The organism is Foliimonas ilicis, assembly GCF_039939195.1.
GTDB classification, from domain to species: Bacteria; Pseudomonadota; Alphaproteobacteria; order Rhizobiales; family Rhizobiaceae; genus Foliimonas; species Foliimonas ilicis.
In genome coordinates this window covers 77513-94939 of sequence record NZ_JBDUUH010000018.1, presented here as the reverse complement: position 1 = coordinate 94939, position 17427 = coordinate 77513, and the positions used below count along the sequence as shown (strand labels likewise).

Annotated in this window: 20 protein-coding genes and 5 pseudogenes; 8 read left to right on the top strand and 17 right to left on the bottom strand. The window is 57.9% G+C overall.

Annotation, left to right across the window (positions count from 1 at the left end):
• Positions 1-24: 24 nt before the first annotated feature.
• Positions 25-438 (bottom strand): hypothetical protein, encoded by a 414-nt coding sequence (locus ABFT80_RS27020; protein WP_347975038.1) that lies wholly within the window; start codon positions 436-438, stop codon positions 25-27.
• A 189-nt stretch (positions 439-627) separates the two neighbouring features.
• Here ABFT80_RS27020 and ABFT80_RS27015 point away from each other — a divergent pair.
• Positions 628-1092, top strand: a pseudogene (locus tag ABFT80_RS27015) (aldehyde dehydrogenase family protein); the annotation flags it as partial.
• Between the two features lie 325 nt (positions 1093-1417).
• Here ABFT80_RS27015 and ABFT80_RS27010 read toward each other — a convergent pair.
• The 10 genes and pseudogenes from ABFT80_RS27010 to ABFT80_RS26965 all read right to left on the bottom strand — a co-directional run bounded on the left by ABFT80_RS27010 (position 1418) and on the right by ABFT80_RS26965 (position 9753).
• Entirely contained in the window at positions 1418-1615 is a 198-nt protein-coding gene (locus ABFT80_RS27010) for a hypothetical protein (protein ID WP_347975037.1), read from the bottom strand.
• A 99-nt stretch (positions 1616-1714) separates the two neighbouring features.
• On the bottom strand, positions 1715-2017 hold the full coding sequence (locus tag ABFT80_RS27005) for a hypothetical protein (protein ID WP_347975036.1): 303 nt from the start codon (positions 2015-2017) through the stop codon (positions 1715-1717).
• A gap of 191 nt (positions 2018-2208) precedes the next feature.
• A pseudogene (locus tag ABFT80_RS27000) lies at positions 2209-2496 on the bottom strand (transposase); the annotation flags it as partial.
• 352 nt (positions 2497-2848) lie between these two features.
• Entirely contained in the window at positions 2849-3436 is a 588-nt protein-coding gene (locus ABFT80_RS26995; protein WP_347975035.1) for an HDIG domain-containing metalloprotein, read from the bottom strand.
• Between the two features lie 21 nt (positions 3437-3457).
• Positions 3458-4747 (bottom strand): TRAP transporter large permease, encoded by a 1290-nt coding sequence (locus ABFT80_RS26990; protein WP_347975034.1) that lies wholly within the window; start codon positions 4745-4747, stop codon positions 3458-3460.
• Complete coding sequence (locus ABFT80_RS26985; protein ID WP_347975033.1) at positions 4744-5361, bottom strand: TRAP transporter small permease subunit; 618 nt, start codon at positions 5359-5361, stop codon at positions 4744-4746. Before ABFT80_RS26985 ends, ABFT80_RS26990 begins: the two co-directional genes overlap by 4 nt.
• A 12-nt stretch (positions 5362-5373) precedes the next feature.
• Positions 5374-6435: a TRAP transporter substrate-binding protein gene (locus ABFT80_RS26980; protein WP_347975032.1), complete on the bottom strand. Its 1062-nt coding sequence runs from the start codon at positions 6433-6435 to the stop codon at positions 5374-5376.
• Between the two features lie 28 nt (positions 6436-6463).
• Complete coding sequence (locus tag ABFT80_RS26975; protein ID WP_347975062.1) at positions 6464-7558, bottom strand: maleylacetate reductase; 1095 nt, start codon at positions 7556-7558, stop codon at positions 6464-6466.
• 10 nt (positions 7559-7568) lie between these two features.
• Complete coding sequence (locus tag ABFT80_RS26970) at positions 7569-8756, bottom strand: enolase C-terminal domain-like protein (protein WP_347975031.1); 1188 nt, start codon at positions 8754-8756, stop codon at positions 7569-7571.
• A 10-nt stretch (positions 8757-8766) separates the two neighbouring features.
• The gene (locus tag ABFT80_RS26965) at positions 8767-9753 is read right to left on the bottom strand and encodes a 2-hydroxyacid dehydrogenase (protein WP_347975030.1); all 987 of its coding nucleotides are present in this window, start codon (positions 9751-9753) and stop codon (positions 8767-8769) included.
• A gap of 96 nt (positions 9754-9849) precedes the next feature.
• Between ABFT80_RS26965 and ABFT80_RS26960 the strand changes: the two genes are divergently transcribed.
• Entirely contained in the window at positions 9850-10740 is an 891-nt protein-coding gene (locus ABFT80_RS26960) for a LysR family transcriptional regulator (RefSeq protein ID WP_347975029.1), read from the top strand.
• A 51-nt stretch (positions 10741-10791) separates the two neighbouring features.
• Here ABFT80_RS26960 and ABFT80_RS26955 read toward each other — a convergent pair whose 3' ends face one another.
• From ABFT80_RS26955 to ABFT80_RS26945, 3 genes and pseudogenes are all read right to left on the bottom strand, one after another.
• Positions 10792-11253, bottom strand: a complete 462-nt coding sequence (locus ABFT80_RS26955) for a hypothetical protein (RefSeq protein ID WP_347975028.1) — start codon at positions 11251-11253, stop codon at positions 10792-10794.
• Positions 11231-11635 carry a type IV toxin-antitoxin system AbiEi family antitoxin gene (locus ABFT80_RS26950; RefSeq protein ID WP_347975027.1) on the bottom strand — a complete coding sequence of 135 codons (405 nt, stop codon included), beginning with the start codon at positions 11633-11635 and terminating at the stop codon, positions 11231-11233. The genes ABFT80_RS26955 and ABFT80_RS26950 overlap by 23 nt, the downstream gene beginning before the upstream one ends.
• Positions 11556-12194 (bottom strand): annotated as a pseudogene (locus tag ABFT80_RS26945) (hypothetical protein). Before ABFT80_RS26945 ends, ABFT80_RS26950 begins: the two are co-directional and overlap by 80 nt.
• A gap of 227 nt (positions 12195-12421) precedes the next feature.
• Between ABFT80_RS26945 and ABFT80_RS26940 the strand changes: the two are divergent.
• The 3 genes from ABFT80_RS26940 to ABFT80_RS26930 all read left to right on the top strand — a co-directional run bounded on the left by ABFT80_RS26940 (position 12422) and on the right by ABFT80_RS26930 (position 14036).
• Complete coding sequence (locus tag ABFT80_RS26940) at positions 12422-12871, top strand: universal stress protein (protein WP_347975026.1); 450 nt, start codon at positions 12422-12424, stop codon at positions 12869-12871.
• 132 nt (positions 12872-13003) lie between these two features.
• A complete protein-coding gene (locus ABFT80_RS26935) occupies positions 13004-13735 on the top strand; it encodes a universal stress protein (protein ID WP_347975025.1) in 732 nt (243 codons plus the stop codon).
• 112 nt (positions 13736-13847) lie between these two features.
• Positions 13848-14036, top strand: a complete 189-nt coding sequence (locus ABFT80_RS26930; protein ID WP_347975024.1) for a hypothetical protein — start codon at positions 13848-13850, stop codon at positions 14034-14036.
• 149 nt (positions 14037-14185) lie between these two features.
• On the opposite strand, the gene ABFT80_RS26925 is transcribed toward ABFT80_RS26930, so the two are convergent.
• Positions 14186-14572, bottom strand: coding sequence for a CBS domain-containing protein (locus tag ABFT80_RS26925; RefSeq protein ID WP_347975023.1), 387 nt, complete (start codon positions 14570-14572; stop codon positions 14186-14188).
• A 233-nt stretch (positions 14573-14805) separates the two neighbouring features.
• On the opposite strand from ABFT80_RS26925, the pseudogene ABFT80_RS26920 reads away from it, so the two are divergent.
• A pseudogene (locus ABFT80_RS26920) lies at positions 14806-14969 on the top strand (MarR family transcriptional regulator); the annotation flags it as partial.
• Positions 14970-15270: 301 nt separating this feature from the next.
• Here ABFT80_RS26920 and ABFT80_RS26915 read toward each other — a convergent pair.
• Both ABFT80_RS26915 and ABFT80_RS28210 read right to left on the bottom strand, forming a co-directional pair.
• The gene (locus ABFT80_RS26915; RefSeq protein WP_347975021.1) at positions 15271-15738 is read right to left on the bottom strand and encodes a pyridoxamine 5'-phosphate oxidase family protein; all 468 of its coding nucleotides are present in this window, start codon (positions 15736-15738) and stop codon (positions 15271-15273) included.
• Positions 15739-16191: 453 nt separating this feature from the next.
• Positions 16192-16363, bottom strand: a pseudogene (locus tag ABFT80_RS28210) (transglutaminase family protein); the annotation flags it as partial.
• 280 nt (positions 16364-16643) lie between these two features.
• Here ABFT80_RS28210 and ABFT80_RS26905 point away from each other — a divergent pair.
• Together ABFT80_RS26905 and ABFT80_RS26900 are read left to right on the top strand one after the other, a co-directional pair.
• Positions 16644-16832, top strand: coding sequence for a DUF2161 family putative PD-(D/E)XK-type phosphodiesterase (locus ABFT80_RS26905; protein WP_347975020.1), 189 nt, complete (start codon positions 16644-16646; stop codon positions 16830-16832).
• A gap of 230 nt (positions 16833-17062) precedes the next feature.
• Positions 17063-17323, top strand: a complete 261-nt coding sequence (locus tag ABFT80_RS26900; protein ID WP_455190019.1) for a hypothetical protein — start codon at positions 17063-17065, stop codon at positions 17321-17323.
• Positions 17324-17427: the final 104 nt, after the last annotated feature.

Below are 17427 nucleotides of genomic sequence, written 5' to 3'. Positions count from 1 at the left end.
CAGCCGCGCATCTTCATGGCACGATCAATTCGGCGCGAAGCTACCGCTTCGCCAACTGATCGGCCATGCGACAACAAAATATCCACCTCCGTCGCCCGATCGCAAGAGTATGGTGTCTCGCTTTTTCGCTCGCCGGCATTCTGGCCATTTTTCCGCCATCGCGACTGGACGGTGCAAGACCAGTTCCATTCGCGGAAGGATCACCTGCACAGATGAAGCGGAGCGGTTGGCATACGAGCGGTGCATGACGACGCGCGAACGGATCATCGTTGATCGATGGGCAAAGGCTACTTTATCGGGGGTTTCCAAGCCCTTACGAACTGCGACTGACAGAACCTCCAGTGCCGCTGGGTTGGCGACTACCTTCTCGGCCTCCTGAAGCGCGTGTTGCACCAAGGCGGTCAGTGCGCCGGTGATCATGTAGAAGAGCCGGTTCATCGATGAAGAGCTTCTTCAAGGGACTGAATTTCGGCACGCTCAGGAGTCAACTCCGTTCGTTTTGCGACATCGTCATCAATGGCGCGCTTATCCCTTGGTCGATACCGTGTGCATTTTCTGCGGGGCGGCAGCTTGCTGTAAGTCTGGCCAGTCAGTTGGCTCGGCGTTGGTGCACGGATCATTCAACGCGGACCGCTGATCACGGAGGAGGCCGTGGCGAAGGTCGCCGAGCATATTGCTGATGCGCTCAAAAAGGGCGCCGAGGTTGCGATTGGCGGCAAGCCTGACGCCAAGGGCGGTCTGTTCTTCCAGACGACCATCCTGACCGGAGTGACCACGGAGATGAAGGTCGCGCGCGAGGAGACCTTCGGTCCGGTGGCGCCGCTCTTCAGGTTCGAGACAGAAGAAGACGTCATCGAAATGGCCAACAACCCCGAATTCGGCCTGGCGTCCTACTTCTACTCCGAGGACAGGTCGAAGATCTTCCGTGTGGCAGAAGCGCTAGAATACGGCATGGTCTGTATCAATACCGGCCTGATCTCCACTGAAGTCTCCCCATTTGGCGGCATCAAAAAGTCCGGCCAAGGCCGCGAAGGGTCAAAATACGGCATCGAGGATTATGTCGAGGTAAAATATCTTTGCCTTAATGTGTGACGCACTATCGAATGGTCCAGAAAGCTTCTCGGGCTATTGATAAGGCTCATGCAGCACAAACAGATTGGGCAGATCTCATGGCGCGCGAACGCTCCGACATCCTGTGGAAATGGTAGCAACTGATTGTCGACCACACCACCGATCTCGCTGCCATCTTGACCCGCGAGATGGGCAAATCGCTCGCGGAGGCGAGTCGAGATTGCTTACGCTACAGCATACGTCAAATGTACACTGAAGAGGCTAACCGCATCTACGATGAGACATTCCCGCGCGCTCCACTGATCGACGTCTTCCCGTGATCAAACAGCCTGTCGGCCGGCGCAAATCATCGGGTCGGGCAGGAACGACAAAAAATCGCGCATTGTAACGGTCCATAAAACTCGACAGCATCAAATTGCAGCCTCCATGCCGTCATCTTGGCCAGTCGCAGCGCCTTGACCACGGCACCGTCCACGTCGGTGCTGGAGCCGAGAGAAATCTGCGTAAACGCCTCCCCGTCAAAGGATTCGCTGACATCAAGCATGGACGGCTTTGCAGGCTCCACCCGAGTGAACTGGCTCTCATCACGGCGACAGAAAAGCCAAATCCAACCATCAAGCTGGAGAATGTGCGAGGCAGGATACTATCTAAGTTCATAGAAGAGATCACAAATCAGGTCGGCGAGCTTAATCGCGTCGAAATCCGACATATACGCGGCTGTCTCTGTGGCAACGGCTTGCGTGTCGTCCAGATCGACACCGTATAGATCCAGTATCCGCGCGAACTTGATCTTCAACTCGCCATCGCCCTCAAACTCATCGATTGTGACCGCGAGAATGCTCGAATTCGCGTCGATCAGCCGGTTCTGAATACTGTCGGCGGATGCAGCAAGAGATCGCATCGCCGCGAACAAATTTTCTCGAGCATCGGCGTATTTTTCGTCCATGCTAATGCTTTCTCGCTGTGTGCGGTACCTAGGACGTCAGGTGCAACGCAAAACTCTATCTGCGGGTGGAAGGAATGTCCAGTAAGGCCGCAATGATCCCGTCAGCTCCGGCACAGACGGCGGCATATTCGGGGTGTGGCGGACCAAGCAGGTTCGCATTCCGATCATCACGACCGCAACTTGATGCCAGTGGCCAAGTGGGCGAGATCACCGAAGAAGCCCAGCTGGCCCGCCTCGAAAGTCGTCCGCAGTTCCTCCAAAAGAGCCGGCGGAACAGACGTGAGCGAACGCGGGCCGGCAGGAAGAATCCCGGCCTGAGATCCAGCGGCTGCCATCCGGCGAGAGGCCACCACCCGGCACGATACAATGGATGTGGAGTGATAGTGCAGGTTCTGCTCCCAGCCGTGAAGCACCGCGACGAGGCCGATCTGGACGCCGAGATGTCTGGGATCGGCGGCGATCGTGCGCAGCGTCTCGGCTACCCCGCCGGCGAAGGAGATCACAGTGATTACGGTGTCAACTGCTGACAGTTCGACCGTTGAATGATCCGTGCACCAACGCCCATCGCCGCTTAAAAAAGCGATTCAGTATCCCGCTGATAGATTTCGCAAACTGGTGGTTCCAAATTGACCGACTGCAGGCGTGACCTCCAGTATTTTCCAACAATCGTTTTCAAACTTGGAGGCCCTCTTCGACCGCGTAAGCGGTGCTGCTTCGAAGCTTCGTCGCGCGGACGACCACAGTCGGAAATCCGGCGCCGAGCTAAGACGCGCGGGATAGTCTAGTACCCGACGAGGAAAGCACTCGACGTGCCGTTGTGCTTGGGCCAGGCTATTCGACGTCGTGGAAAAAGTAAAAGGGCTTCTCACCGGCGCGCATCATGGCATGGTCGCAGGTGAGATAGTCAGCGTAGTGCAGGACATAGGCCTCCCAGCTCCTGCCGGGGAACGGCATGCGTGGCGAATGCGTGGTCACGGTAGCTACCACGTGATGCGGAAAGCCCAATTCCTTGAGCAGCATTCCGCCAACGACGCCATGCGGAATCTCGTGATAAAGTGCGGTACGCTCCACACGGCCTTCCTTGCGCTCGAACATCAGTGGCTTGTCGACGTCGTGCAGGATCAATATCGGAACGAGGATCTCCGGATCGAGAGACACCTCCCATTCCCTTTCGATATGCGCGGCCAAGTTCAGTCCGGCGCGGGTTACCTCATTAACGTGGTCGGCGAGTGTGTAATCGAAATCGACCGCGTCCCACGGCGCTTCTTTGATCGACTTGAACGAACTCGAGCTCCATGTACTCTGCCAAGCGGTGACGACCTTCTCCCGGGTCGGTGCCGACAGGTGGTCGAGACCAAAGAGCCAGTTCTCTACGGAGCTGCGCCATAGGTTCGGCGTATCATCGATTGTGTAGGTCATCGAAAGACTCACTCTTAAATATCAGTTTCCACCAAGGACGCGCGGCAACCAGAGCGCCAAGTCCGGGAAAACGACCATCAGCGCTATGAAGAGCAACATCGTCAAAACAAACGGGAGTGCGCCAAAGATAACGTCCTTCACATTGCCGGAACTTCGGGTTCCTTGAACTACAAAAAGGTTCATGCCGACAGGAGGAGTGAGAAGTGCCACCTCCATAAGAAGCATCATAAGGACGCCGAACCACACCGTGTTGATATCGGCTGCCTTAAGTGCAGGGACGATCAGCGGGACTGTCGCGATCAGCATCGAAAGCGATTCCATAAACATGCCGAGGATCAGGTAAAAGACGATAGCCGTGAGGATCAGACCTGTCGGCGAGAGCCCGGAAGCGCCAAACAGATCAGTGACAAGCCGCGACAAGCCGATAGCGGTCAGAACGAAGTTCAGGAGGAATGCCGCCACGACTATAAGAATGAGCATCGCAGTGACGACGACGGTCGACTCGGCGGCTTCGACGATCAGACGAAAGCTGAGCCGCCTCTGGAAAGCGGCGAGTGTCACCGCCATGACCACGCCCAGGGCTGCTGATTCCGTAGGCGTTGCCCAGCCCGCGTAGATCGCCCCGATTACCGCGATAACGATCAGCAGGGGCGGAATCAGATCCGGCAGCACGCGAAAGCGCGTCGCCCAGTCTGTTTTCACCGGCGTCCCACCCCACTCCGGACGAAAATAACACGCCACCAAAACTGTCAGGACGAAAGAGCCCGCCAAGAGAAGACCCGGTATAATACCGGCGAGATAAAGCTGGGGGATCGAGGTCTCGGTCAATACGCCATAGAGAATCAGCGGGATCGATGGAGGGATCAAAATACCCAGCGTGCCGCCCGCGGCGATCGTGCCGAGAAAAAGCCGCTCATTATATTTATAGCGTGGGATGAGAGGGTTGGCGACCTTTCCTAAGGTCGCGGCGCAGGCCACGCTTGAGCCGCTCATCGCTGCGAAAACCGTCGAAAAACCGAGATTGGCGTGCATCAATCCGCCCGGCAGCCGCGACATCCACTGAGAGATCGCGTGATACATTTTCTCGCTGATACCGCTACGCAGCAAAAATTCACCGAGGAGGATGTAGAGCGGAATGGCGAAAAGCGTAAACTCGCTGGATGAGCTCCATGCAAGCTCGCCGAATACCGATGTCAGCGGTAATGGAGAGAATATAGCTCCTAGGACTATGCCCAGGAGTATGAGAGCTGCGGCGACAGGGATGCCAGCAGCCAAAAACCCCAAGAGAAGGCCGATTGAAGTACCGATCATGGTTTTGTTACCTCAGAAACGGCTCCAACGATTGCCTGCTGTTCCTCGACCTCTTCCTCGATCGAACGTGGTCCGATCAGGGCATGCGCGGTTCGGTGGTCACCCTTGAGAATTGCAACAATGCCGGCCATCGAGAGCGCGAGCGAAACCGCCGTGAGAAAACAAAGCCCTGCAAACCAGAGGCCTTGAGGAATAGCAATGGGCACCGCTAGCGGCGTCATTGAATGAGAGTTCAGTATGAACGTACGTTTGAAGGTGAAGTAGGCGACGTAAGCCAGTGTGCCGCTTGCCAGCGTAAACATCGCGATAGCCACGATGTCGGCAAGACGGCCGACACTTCTGGGCAACATGATCTGGACGGTGTCAATCCTGACATGTGATCGAGCGAGTAGCGCCGAAGCGGCACCCCAAGCCGAGATTATCCCGAGCACGTAGCCGGATATTTCGCCGACGCCTCCACTGAAAAGCGTGGAGTTGAACAGTTTTCGAACCACGACATCGACCGCGATCAGGAACGCCATCAAGAAGACGACCAGTCCGCAGATTCTTGTCGCCAGAGTGGCGACGGTAGCCAGCAGCGCGAGTGGCCTCGCAGAATAACCTTGTGTGGTCATGCTTGTCACCGATCAGAGTTCGTCAAGAGGTATCTGGATGCCTACGGCTTGACCAACAGTGTCATTCCATTGCGCAGCGCACTCCTTGCCGCAACGCTTCGCCCACTCCAGGACGACATTATCCTTGGCGATGGTTTTTAGCTTTTCTTTATCCGCATCGGAGACCGGCACGAGAGTCATCGACGCCTTCTTGCCCAGCGTGCAAGGATCTTGACCAGTGTTGCAGTTCACGCCTTCATTGTGCGCCTGCTCGCCAATCGCCCAGAGACGTGCGTCGAGATCTTTAAACTGTTCTTCCAGGAAGGTACGCATTTCTGGTGCGAGATTTTGCCAAGAGTTCAGGTTAGCGGATTGGAAGGAAATTCCCCAAGTCACAGGTAGGGGAAACATATACTTGGTTACTTCAGCCCAACCTGAGGTGTTCCCGCTAAGTCCGCCGGTGATCGCACAATCGAACACACCACGCTGCAGACTTGGAACGACTTCCGCAAACGGCGTTGTGACGGGAGTTCCCCCCAACGCTGTGATCATGTCACCCATCGTCCGGCTGTTGACACGGACTTTCCTGCCGGAAAGCCCATCGAGACCCGAGATGGTGTCACGGCACCAGAACACCAGTCCTGGATTTGGAGAAAGCCCCAGCAGCTTCGTGTTAAACTTCGCTTCCATGACTTTGCCGACGACAGGGAGCCAAGCGTCGCACGCTTTACGGACCGTCGCAATGTCAGGCGATATCCCTGTCAGGTCGCAACCTTCGAAGACAGGATCGTCACCTGCCAGTTTCGCAATGTCAGTTGAGACGAAGTCAGCAATGCCGGTTTCCGAAAGGCGCAAAAGTTGCTGCTCCTTGATCCCCATCACGTCATAGTTGTTGTACTCTACGGTGATCTTACCATTCGAGCGCGTGGGGATGTCTTGCGTCCAGAAGGGCTTTTCTACCTTCTGCGTCTGTACGCCCGAGCTAAAATTACCCATGACGCGCAGCGTCGTCTCCGGAAGCTCTTGGGCCATTGCGACGCCGGTTGCTCCCGTTATTAGGATACTTAGGACGCCGGCGATGTATTTGCGTGACATGATAAACCTCCCTGTTTCTTGTTGCTGGTTAACTTGGACGATGCCCCTCGTAGGCGTTCTCGAGAATCGCGCGAGCGACCTCCTTGGTTACCGGCACCGGGTTGAGCCCATTATCCGTTTCAGCCGTTATACGTGCGGCGTCGTCCAGAGCTCTTCGATCAAAGCCGATCGCCTTGAGGCTGGTCGGCAAGCCGCTTTCGTTGAGCAAATCGAAGAAGGTCGCTCCGATATTGTCGGTCTTGAGAACTTCAGCGATCCGCCCCAGCTTTGGGGCATGCACCGCATTGAAGGCGGCGACATACGGAAGCACCAAGGCATGAGCCGTGCCGTGCTCGATGCCGAATGATCCGCCGAGCGTGTGGGCAACTCCATGCTGAAGGGCGAAGCCGCCCGTCAGTGCCGCGCCGGATAGATAAGCTCCATAAAGCAGTTGAGACCTAGCACCAAGATCTCTAGGCGATGCGATCACCCGCCGCAAACCTTCTACAACTGCACCAGCGCCCTCCGCTGCTGCCCCTTGTGTAACAGGGCTTGCCGTCGCCACGTAGATTGCGTCGACACAATGAGCTAGCGCGTTGAAGGCACTTGCAGCACTCACGCCGAGCGGCAGTCCCATCGAAAGCTCGGGATCATAGATGACCGTTGACGCCAGCATGTTGAGGCTGGAGTGCATTCGCTTCACTCCGTCGATCGTGATGCCGCAGAAGCCGGTCATCTCCGAGCCGGAATAGGTGGTCGGGATCGCGACGATGGGGATGCCGAGCTCCAGCGAAATGCCTTTGCCAAGCCCGATTGAAGCCCCTCCGCCGACGGAGACTAGGCAGTCGCCTTCCAGTTCCCGTACCTTGACGCGCCCCTGACGCGCCAACTCGATCGGGACTTGCGACACGGCCTGGGGCAGCAATCCAACACATGCTGCTCCCAAGTTGTCCGCTACGTCTTGCGCCATACGATGGCGGCCCGGCGTCGACAAAACAACTGCACGTTTTCCGCCCAGACGTGCGACTTCGTCTGCAACGCGCTGTCGTGTTCCGGCGCCGAAGACAATCCGCGGCGGCGTGACATTATAGACTCCGCCAGGCAATTCAAACGAGAGTGAGGAATTCGTGAAGTTGGCGCTCATCGGGTCCAACCTACCAGTCCACAACCGTACCGTCGGGTAGCACAGCGCTGAGCGTGTGCATCACCTCCGGCTTGAATGGATGCTTGGCCGCCTCCTTTTCATTCACCTCCACTCCCAGACCCGGAGAATCCGGAATCTGCCAAGCGTTACCCACCCGCTTCATGGGCGTTGAGACGACATCGTCGTACCATGGCACAGCGCCCGACATTTCTTCCTGGATTACGAAGTTTGGAGTGGAGACGTCGAAATGCAGCGCGGCAGCCCCCGCGAGGGGACCATTCGGATTGTGAGGCGCGACACCCATGAATGCATGTTCAGCTGCGGCCGCGATCCGTTTTCCCTCCAGGATTCCGCCGGTGTGGTTCAGGTCTGGCTGAATGATGTGAACCGCCTTCTGCTGGAAGAGCGGCTCAAACTCCTTGTACCCAACCAAACGTTCGCCTGATGCTATCGGGCAGTTCGCTCGCTCCGTAATCATGCGCAACGCTTCGGTATCGCCCGGGATAACTGGTTCTTCGCAGAACATCGGCCGATAGGGCGCTAGCTCCTCGATATATTGCAAAGCACCGGCGATCGAGGCCGGCCGGCCGTGGAAGTCGATCATGATGTCAACGCTTTCCCCAACCGCGTCGCGCAATGCTTCCATCAGCTTCCCGACATGACGGCGGGACGGAATGTCGACGCTGAAGTGGGAATAAGGAATAAACACGACCTTCAGCGCGTCATATCCCTTCTCGACGACGGCGATCGCCTTCTCCTTAAGCGCGCCGGCATCGAACGTCTCATAGACCGACTTCATGTCGCCGAGGCCGAGATGAGTATAGACGCGGATGCTATCATGCGTCTTGCCGCCGATGAGGCGCCACACCGGCAGGTTTACGCTTTTGCCGAAGATGTCCCATAACGCATGCTCAATGCCGCTGATGGCAGTCGCACCGATTATTCCAAGGCGGTAATACGAGTGTTTGTTGAGAATACGCACGATTTGCTCAATGTCGCGCGGGTCTTTGCCTAGCAAGAGCGGAGCCAGATCCTCGACGGCTCCTGTGACAGCGCGCGTCTTCCAGTTGAGGCTTGCTTCGCCCCATCCGTACAGCCCGTCCTGATCAGTTTCGACTTTGACGAAAATCCAGTTGCGCAGCTCCGCATTGACGACGAGCGTTTTGATTCCGGTGATGCGAATTGGGTGTTCAGTCATGACAATGCCTTTATGCTAAGTGTGCCGCTACGCCAGCGCGGACAACGTTGACCAAGGGTTCGCCGCGGCGCAGACGATTGATATTTTCGGCGATCATCCCATAACGTCGTTTGGGTAGTGCCGTGGTCCAAGCCGATGAGTGCGGTGTGCACACAGCGTTCGGCAATGTTGTGAAATCAAAATCAGAAGGCGGCACCTTGTCGTCTCCGCCTGTCGGATAGCGATACCAGACGTCTAGAACCGCTCCGCCAATCACCGTCGACTCCAGCGCTTCGAATAATGCGCGTTCTTCGACAAGTTCGGCGCGCGACACGTTTATCAACACCGCCGTTTTCTTCATCAGTGCGAGTTCGGCCCGCGCGATCATACCGCGTGTCGCTGCGCTAAGCGGACACGTCACAACGCAATAGTCCGTCTGCGGCAAGAATTCGGCTAGCTGCGCTGGTTTCAAGACATTGTCGGCAAGACCATCACCTGGATCGAAGACATCAAGGGCAATAATCTTTACGCCAAACGATTTGGCACGGCTCGCTATTGCCCGCCCAATACGGCCGAATCCAATAATGCCCACCGTCTTCCCGAAGAGTTCTCCATGAGGGAATCGGCTGCGGTAGACATCAGACCAATTTTCAACGGACATCGACTGCCGCAATTCCTCGAAACGGATTTCCCAGTTCAGTATCTGGCCTATGACAAACTCGGCAATCGGTATCTCGTGCTCGTAAACGTTGCAGACTGTGACATGCGGATCGAGGCTATTTAGGTCGATGCCGTCCGTTCCGGCACCTGGGATATGAAGAAGTCGGAACGGGGGAAGTTTGCCTGTTGCTCGTTTCAGGCGAAGCGAGATGACAATGTCGTCAGGCGCTAGTGCGCCGTCCCACTGATCGCTGTGTGAAGCCTCTCGCGGCAATTCTTGAATTTGGATAGGCTCCGCGAGCGCCTCCAAGAGTTTAGTGCGGTGATTGCCCGCTTCGCCGACCAGAAAAATGTTCATGCGCTCCTCCCTGAGCGCCACCAGATAAGTCACAGGAAATAAAAACGTCCAATTATTAATCTTTATCTTTCAATCGTATATGCTAATTATTGGAACATGGATCGTCGTCGCCTCGTCACATTTCTGGCCCTTGCGGAAGAGTTGCATTTCAATCGTGCGGCCGCGCGATGCCACATCAGCCAATCGGCTCTCAGCCAGCAATTAATGCAGCTGGAAAGTGACCTTCAGGTTCATCTCGTCAATCGGACCAAGCGCAGTGTTTCGCTGACGCGTGCGGGTGCTGTGTTTGCTGTTGAGGCACGCAAGATATTGCGTTCGATGGAGGATGCGTCCCGCTTGGCCAAGCAGGCCGATACTGGCACGATTGGTCGAATTGTGGTGGCAGCTACGACGCCCGCGCTCTTCATTGTACTGCCGGAGATCGTCTCAGCTTTCACCGAGTTGATGCCGAATGTCGACGTCGCTGTGCGGACCATGTCGACCTCGGAACAAGAGGAGGCGCTGCGACGCGGAGACATCGACGTCGGCATTGTACATCCGCCGCTCGACGACAAAGACTTGGCCTGCCATGACCTTGCCACGCTGCCATTTGACGTCGTCTTATCCGTCAAGAACCCGCTAAACGAACTGCCGACCTTGCGTATGAGCGATCTTGCCCGGCAAACATTCATACTGTTTCCCCGTCAGATAGGCCCGCAGCTCTATGATCACATCATTGGCCTTTGCCGGGATGAGGGTTTCAGCCCGGAAAATATCATCGAGGCAAGTCCCGCACAGTCGATCATTGGCATCGCGGCATGCAACCTCGGGATTGGCTTCATTGCTTCGCGGCTGCAGCATTACGAACGGCCGCTGGTCACATATCGACGCATCACCGGGCCGGCACCGTCTTTCACTTTGGGCATTGCGCATCGCAAGGGTGCCCTGAGCCACCAGCAGAAGAAACTCATAGAGCTTGCAATCGATTTTGGGAGTAAGGCCAGCTGATTCTGCCAAACTCTGATAGGATCGCTTAAGATGGAGAGGTCTCGAAGATTCTCATCTATTGCCGTTTGATGCGTGGTGTTGGGATCTGGAAGCCGTGCCCTCCACGCCCCCACCCAGTCCTGAAAGAAGCGCACTTCGCGGCACTAAATCGAACCAGTCGGATTGCGATTCGAGGAAGGGCTTTTGTGTGCCGTCGGAGCCGTCCCAAACCCGCTGCTCCAGCTCGGGACGGCGCTCTTCGCGTTTCTCGTGCTCGAGACGGGCGCACCGCACGAGGAATGCCCGGACATGAACCACACTGCTGCTGGCACGCTTGGGCAGACGGTAGAGGGAACCCGAGACCACCTTATCATCGGACCTGGCATCACGGTCGATCCATGACGGATCAAGCAGCTCATGCTCGCTCCAAGCGCGACATGACGGGTTGACGATCGGCCCGGCGCGCCACTCAACCTCACGGCCGAGCGAGATCTGTACATAATCAGCAACTTCAGGACCGGTCGGCGAAGGCATATGCGCTGTTGCCGTGCCATTCAGAGATTTGAAGGTCGATCTGGCGTAGCCGCGACCAGAGCGCGACGACGTCGCCGGCGTGCCCCAGCCGCTCCAGCAAGTGGCCAAGACGCTGCAAGACCGGCCGTTCGGCGGCATCGGACAGCGCGGCGAACTGGGGAGGCGAGATGTTCTCACCGAGATCCGTAAGGACTGTCGCGACATTGTCGATGCCGTCCGCGGCCTGCGGGTAGCGCAAGAGGTCGAGCGCCGTGAGGGCGGGTGAGGATATTTTCATTCTGCCTGTGTCTGTTTTTCGGTCCTCAATTCCGGTTTCCACCGCCGCAATGTCCTTGCGGTAGTAGAAGACGATCAGATTGCGGCCCGCTTTGATCTTGGGCATGCGTTTGCCGGTATGTTGCGGCGCGATGCGCCACGTAGCTGTGCGAGGTGCCGTGGAAGCCGTAGTGGCGAAGTCCGGCCTCGCGCCATTGTGCGGGGACGGCATATGTCGTGGCATAGGCCGGATTGGTGAGATGGAAGCTCGTATCAAACACCGCGACCTGAGGAATTTCCGGCCAAAGCTCGCGGCAGAATCATATCGCCTCGACGTTGGCGGGATTGTGGAGCGGCGCCAGCGGCGTCAGGTCCTGAATTGCCTTGACGGTGGCGTCGTCGAGAATTGCCGGAGCGGCAAATTTCGATCCACCATGGACGACGCGATGGCCAATCGCATCCACGGCTTCCATTCCGAACCTCTTGAGGACATCGGGGACGCGCTCCACCGCACTTCCGATATCTCCGCATTGTGCGGTTGCCCGTTCGTCCGTTGCTCCGTGACTAAACCTGTAGTCGAAGTGGCCGTCGCGGAAACGTTCGAACGATCCCTTGAAAACTTCGTCAGTCCCCGGATCGATCAGGAAAACGCCGAACTTCAGGCTCGAACTTCCAGCATTGAACACTAGTTCTCATGGGAACCCTTCTGGCGGCGGCGCAGAGCAACGCTGGTGCCCCGACACATATCCGGCTTCTTTGATCTCGATCAAGCCGGAAGGACCTTGAAGACTTATAAATGAGTTGAAAAGCTGCGACGTATCAGAAGCCCAGGCGAAATCTCCCCGGTCGCTGAACCATCCGCGGTTGCGCAGCCTTGTTCTGAAGTGCGGCGGGTATCGAAGGAGCAACAAGAATGTACACGCACATCCTGATCTCGACCGACGGCTCCGATGTCGCCCAGAGGGGCGTTGATCACGGGCTGTCGCTCGCCAAGAGCCTGATGGCGAAAGTGACCGTCATTACGGTCTCCGAGCCTTTCCCATTCCATGCGAGCGCGGCCGGCGCCGGCTGGGTTCCCCTGCCCGAGGATATTCCCGGGTATGATGAAGGGCAGAAGAAGGCGGCGGACAGGCTCCTGGCGACGGTGCGCGAAGCGGCGGCAAAGATCGGCGTCAGCGTGGACGTGCTGCACGTGCCCGACGCGCGACCCGCGGAAGCCATCGTCGAGACGGCGAAGACCGAAGGATGCAGCCTCATCGTCATGGCCTCGCACGGCCGCCGCGGCCTCGGCCGCCTGCTTCTAGGCAGCCAGACCGCGGAAGTGCTCGCCCACAGTCCCGTTCCCGTACTCGTCGTGCGCTGAGCGTCCCTGTCCTGAAGGAATACATCATGAAGCTTCGTGCCCTTGTGCCCCTGCTCACCTATCCGGACCCGCATACGACGGCTGCCGCGGCCAATGCCCTAGCGGCGGCGCAACTCCTGGAAGCGGATCTCCATGCGCTGGCGCTGGAAGCCGATATTCCCCCCGGTCGCGAACACGTTCTCCCGCATGCTCATAAATCTGCCGGAAATGATCCGGAACGCCGAGAAACTCAGCGCGGGCAACGGCGCCGAACTTCTGGCCGCGGCGAGAGCCGAAGCGGAAACCAGAAGCCTGAAGCTGACGACCTCCGTGGAAAGGGAACAGCTCGCGCTGCTCGGCGAGACGGCCGCGCGCCATGCCCGCTATTTCGACATCGCGCTTGTCGGGTGGAGCGCCAGCAACCCCGGCACCCGCGCTTTGGCTGAGGCCGTTGTCTTCGGCTCCGGCTGCCCGACAATCCTTCTGCCCGATCAGGCACCGCCCGCCAGTTTTGGCCGGGTGTCGATCGCTTGGGACGGCACGCGCGTCGCGGCCCGCGCTGTGTCCGACGCAAGGTTCATTCTGGAACGCGCCACGGAGATCACGGTTGTCACCGTCACTGACGAAAAGCCCATCGACGAGGCCGATGCGGGAGAGCGGCGTGCGGACAGTCTGCGCCAAGCCGGGCTCAAGGCCGTCTTCTCAGCAGTACGCGCGGAGGACTGTCCGATTGCGGAAACCCTGCAGCGCCACGCGATCAGCTCGGGTTCGGATCTGCTGGTCATGGGAGGCTACGGTCACTCACGACTCAGGGATTTTGTTCTCGGCGGCGCAACGGAAGGCGTGTTGTCGGACCTGAGGATGCCAGTGCTGCTTTCGCACTGATCGCCGAGCTTGTGACCGATGCCTCCTCGCCTGACGCGCGGCGGCAGATCGTCTCCCTCAGAGGAGCGCTCGTCGGCGTGGCACTCGGCGGCCTCGCGATCGGGGCCGTTGGATGGGTGTCGAGCACGAGTGGCATTCCTGGCCATGGGCCGTCGCAACCGCGTTGGTGCTGGCAGTTCTCGTCGCAGAGATCGTCCGCAGCCTGTCGCACGGCGACGTCGGGCTGGACTCGGATGCCGCGCTTTCAATGTCGGCCGCCTCGCGTTTGGCGAGATGCTGGCGGGCAATGTCGTCGCGTTGATGTATGCTGGCGACCAGTATCTCGAAGGCTATGCCGCTGGCCGGGCGCGCCGGGAGATGACCGCGCTCCTCGGTCGCGTCGCGCATAGTGCCATGCGTTACGGCACCGAGGGCCTCAAGCTGAAATTGGTCGCGAGATCGTTGAGCATTTCAAGAGCTCTGCTGGGCGAATTCGGACGCAGAGAGAATCGCCTCCAATAAATCGTAACGGTGGAGCAGACCGACCACCTCACCGTCGCGCTTCACCGGATAGACGCGATGCGAGCGTGCGAGGAACTCTTCCGCCGCTGACACGAAATCCAGATCGACCGGCAACGTCCGCACGTCGCGGCTCATATAATCCGCAACGCTGCCATCCCATTGCTGGTAGTAGCTGGCGTTGAGCATCGGCCGAAAGCAGTCCTTTCCGTAAGGATGCCGACGAGCACGGACGCATCGTCGACCACTGGTGCCGCTGGCGCCCCGGCGCGCAAACATGGCGACCGGCTCGCGGATCGGCATCGCCGGAGAAAGCCGCGGGAAATCGGTGCGTATCATACGATCGACGCCATGCGAGTGGCATTGAGGTGGTTCAACCACCGAAAGCTAACACTTTTCCGCGGATTTGTTGATGACAAGGACAGTTATGACGCTGAAGCGGAGGCGTCGGCCATTGAGCAATGCAAAAGCTTTGCCTTTGCTGCGAAGCAGAATGACAAGTAGGTGACAGTGGCCGAATGGTAATCGCTCCCCTAGTCATGTTCATTTCGTCTGCCAACTGGCTGGGGGTCAAGCTCGCTGATAGACTGATGGCGAAGTCGCTGATCACGCGCGACGCCAGCGCGGACGACGGTCGTGCGCAGACGCTCGTCCTGACAGAGCCGGGCATTGATCTAGTGCCCGAACTGGCCGCGCTCGCCGACCGCACGATGCGGAATTCTTTGAATGTCTCGCGGGGGAAGTGATTGTCGGATCGACACCGGGCCACGGAGTACCCCTGCGAATGAAACCCAGACTACAATTGCCCGTGCCTGTCTCGAAGGGGCCGAGGGAGACACAATGGTCTTTCGCCAGATTGGTGGAACGCTGATACAGGGCCGGATTCGAAGGATACGCCATCGGCGACGGGGATGGGATTTGAATCGGTCACTGTCAGACGCATCAAACGGGCGGCGAGAGCGCATGTGGTCAAAATCCAGATCGATCCTCACATACGCTCCAGATTATGCAGAAAGGCCGGCTATTGAAGTGATTGTTCATAGGTCTGCGAAAGCGGTGTCATCCACAGCCTGCCGGCCCGTTATGCGTTCAGCCTTGATGCGGTAGAACAGATGGGAGGACGTACCCGCCGCTGGCGCCAAAACCGGCTTGAGCGCGCCCGGCTCCCACCAATTGGCGTGCTTTTGAAGGAGCGACCAGGCGTGGTCACGCTCGTGCTTCCATCCGATCCGGTCGGGCAGTTCCTCAAACACCCCGTATACCAGCACACTTCGCCACTCCCTAGGTTCGCCGAATTGGTCGATCTGGATGCAGACCTTGGAATTGTTTCGCATCCAGTCGATCTTCTGTCCGGGCATCGAGAAACTATAGAGAACCCCTGCCGCAAATGCATAATGGATAGGGACCAGATAGGGCTGGTTGTCCAGCGCGCAAGCCAGTCGGGCAAGACGCGATGCAGCGATCACCGCACTGCATTCATCATGCGTCATTTCTCTTACTATCATTTTGCGTGCTCCTCGGAATCCGCCTGATCCAACTATAGCGGAAATATTCCGTCGCTACCCGTTAATCTTCGGCTAAAGCAGAGCCGACTGCTCAGGGCGATACGCTCGCAACAGGCGACAGCGCGCCTCAGCGATAATTAACCTGGTCGGTGACGACTTCGATACCGACCGGCTGCGACTGGCTAAAGCTGGACATCAATCGGGCCGCTGCCGGTCGCCATCGGATTCTCCCGATCCCGCCTTATTGTGTTGCGCGTCGACGGTGTACTAGTTGCCACCGAGATCAGCCCGGAACCAGGCGCTGCAGTTCATGGGATCCGGGACGGGCGGAATAGCTATATCGCCGAGATGGTCTGTGCGGTAGCGTGCCGGAATGTTCTTGCGCCGACACAGCACAGCGTGATTGCGAGATGTGCCGCACACGCCTACGATAGTTGAAACTGTTGTGTTGTGGGCGAAATCGCAGATGGCTTGGACCCTCGCGGAGCCTGGCGGCGTGTTGAGAAGTTGGCCCAGGCGAAATCACCCAGCCGGTCGGTGTCGCAATAGTGGCTGCCGAGGATGAGCACGTCGTCGGGTAGTCCTTGATGTCGTGTTGGACAGCGTCCCATGCCACGACATCCGGCGGCCGCTGTCATGGACGGGGCACTTGAATCCTAGAACGAGCCTTTCCCGCTGCCACACCTTCAACTCTTCCACCAGAAACACGAAGACGATTGCCCGGCGGTCAGGCAGGATTACGGTATACCCGCCCGTAAGGTCCACCATTGCCCGTCGTGGTTCACTTCCTTCTAAACAATCAAGGCTGAACCTGTGAGAGCCACGGGGACTGCTGCCTGGGCACTGGCACCTGGTGAGGTCAAGTCGGTGTCGTCTATCGTTCGTCGACGGGACGGTGCCTCTGCTTGCCGCGACGTTTCGGCGCATCAGATCGACCGCGCGATCTGAACTCCAGCACTCCGAAGATACTCCAACGCAACGTCTATGGCTGGTTTCACCGGGCTGATCGTGAGATCTGTAACCTAGCTGATGTTGGCAGGGAAGCGCTGATATGCTGGCCGCAACTCCATCTTGTGTCCGCAGGTGTTGAGTGAGTAGTACCGGCTTACCAGTTCAATGTGCGTCGGTCGCGCATTTCGCACTGCGGTATGATTTTGTGCGTTGCAATATGTGAGCCATTCGTTATTATGAACTTGTCGGCCATCTACTCCTCCCAGATGCGATGCCGATATTGAAAGCGGTGCACCTCCTCCCGCGCCGTTTTTGAAATCAAGCTCGCTGCCACCTCCTCCCGGCAGCGAGCTTTTTCGTCTCTTGACTGCCTATGCAGGGCGAATTGTTCGGTGCCCAATTAAAGCCGGAAATGATTCGAACTTTGTCTGCTGCCATTGCTTATCTCGATAGTTTGAATCCAGAGTTGTGGCGCGCTGTCGATGTGGCGTGGCGGAAGGCAATGCGATTGCGGCGCAGCCGCGTCTCATTGTTTCAGGCGCTGACTCAAGCAAGACCAACACACTGGCGCATCGCGGCGCCCATCTCATCGTTTGTGACGCTGAGCGACGCAATCACAAAGGCACGTCCCTGACCGGCGGGACCGTATGGCGAGCAGCCGGAACTCATCCAGGGCGTTTCCATTCTAGATTCTCTACCGACGAGGCCGGCGAGAACTGCCCACCAGCTCCAGCTGAT

What these genes read in the sequence shown, in the direction of transcription:
- ABFT80_RS27020 (WP_347975038.1), bottom strand. Translation starts at nt 438, where the DNA reads ATGAACCGGCTCTTCTACATGATCACCGGCGCACTGACCGCCTTGGTG.
- ABFT80_RS26935 (WP_347975025.1), top strand. Translation starts at nt 13,004, where the DNA reads ATGCGCTGGCGCTGGAAGCCGATATTCCCCCCGGTCGCGAACACGTTC.
- ABFT80_RS26990 (WP_347975034.1), bottom strand. Translation starts at nt 4,747, where the DNA reads ATGATCGGTACTTCAATCGGCCTTCTCTTGGGGTTTTTGGCTGCTGGC.
- ABFT80_RS27010 (WP_347975037.1), bottom strand. Translation starts at nt 1,615, where the DNA reads ATGCTTGATGTCAGCGAATCCTTTGACGGGGAGGCGTTTACGCAGATT.
- ABFT80_RS26900 (WP_455190019.1), top strand. Translation starts at nt 17,063, where the DNA reads ATGCAGGGCGAATTGTTCGGTGCCCAATTAAAGCCGGAAATGATTCGA.
- ABFT80_RS26925 (WP_347975023.1), bottom strand. Translation starts at nt 14,572, where the DNA reads ATGATACGCACCGATTTCCCGCGGCTTTCTCCGGCGATGCCGATCCGC.
- ABFT80_RS26955 (WP_347975028.1), bottom strand. Translation starts at nt 11,253, where the DNA reads ATGCCTTCGCCGACCGGTCCTGAAGTTGCTGATTATGTACAGATCTCG.
- ABFT80_RS26930 (WP_347975024.1), top strand. Translation starts at nt 13,848, where the DNA reads ATGGGTGTCGAGCACGAGTGGCATTCCTGGCCATGGGCCGTCGCAACC.
- ABFT80_RS26970 (WP_347975031.1), bottom strand. Translation starts at nt 8,756, where the DNA reads ATGACTGAACACCCAATTCGCATCACCGGAATCAAAACGCTCGTCGTC.
- ABFT80_RS26940 (WP_347975026.1), top strand. Translation starts at nt 12,422, where the DNA reads ATGTACACGCACATCCTGATCTCGACCGACGGCTCCGATGTCGCCCAG.
- ABFT80_RS26965 (WP_347975030.1), bottom strand. Translation starts at nt 9,753, where the DNA reads ATGAACATTTTTCTGGTCGGCGAAGCGGGCAATCACCGCACTAAACTC.
- ABFT80_RS27005 (WP_347975036.1), bottom strand. Translation starts at nt 2,017, where the DNA reads ATGGACGAAAAATACGCCGATGCTCGAGAAAATTTGTTCGCGGCGATG.
- ABFT80_RS26960 (WP_347975029.1), top strand. Translation starts at nt 9,850, where the DNA reads ATGGATCGTCGTCGCCTCGTCACATTTCTGGCCCTTGCGGAAGAGTTG.
- ABFT80_RS26995 (WP_347975035.1), bottom strand. Translation starts at nt 3,436, where the DNA reads ATGACCTACACAATCGATGATACGCCGAACCTATGGCGCAGCTCCGTA.
- ABFT80_RS26985 (WP_347975033.1), bottom strand. Translation starts at nt 5,361, where the DNA reads ATGACCACACAAGGTTATTCTGCGAGGCCACTCGCGCTGCTGGCTACC.
- ABFT80_RS26980 (WP_347975032.1), bottom strand. Translation starts at nt 6,435, where the DNA reads ATGTCACGCAAATACATCGCCGGCGTCCTAAGTATCCTAATAACGGGA.
- ABFT80_RS26950 (WP_347975027.1), bottom strand. Translation starts at nt 11,635, where the DNA reads ATGCCCAAGATCAAAGCGGGCCGCAATCTGATCGTCTTCTACTACCGC.
- ABFT80_RS26975 (WP_347975062.1), bottom strand. Translation starts at nt 7,558, where the DNA reads ATGAGCGCCAACTTCACGAATTCCTCACTCTCGTTTGAATTGCCTGGC.
- ABFT80_RS26915 (WP_347975021.1), bottom strand. Translation starts at nt 15,738, where the DNA reads ATGATAGTAAGAGAAATGACGCATGATGAATGCAGTGCGGTGATCGCT.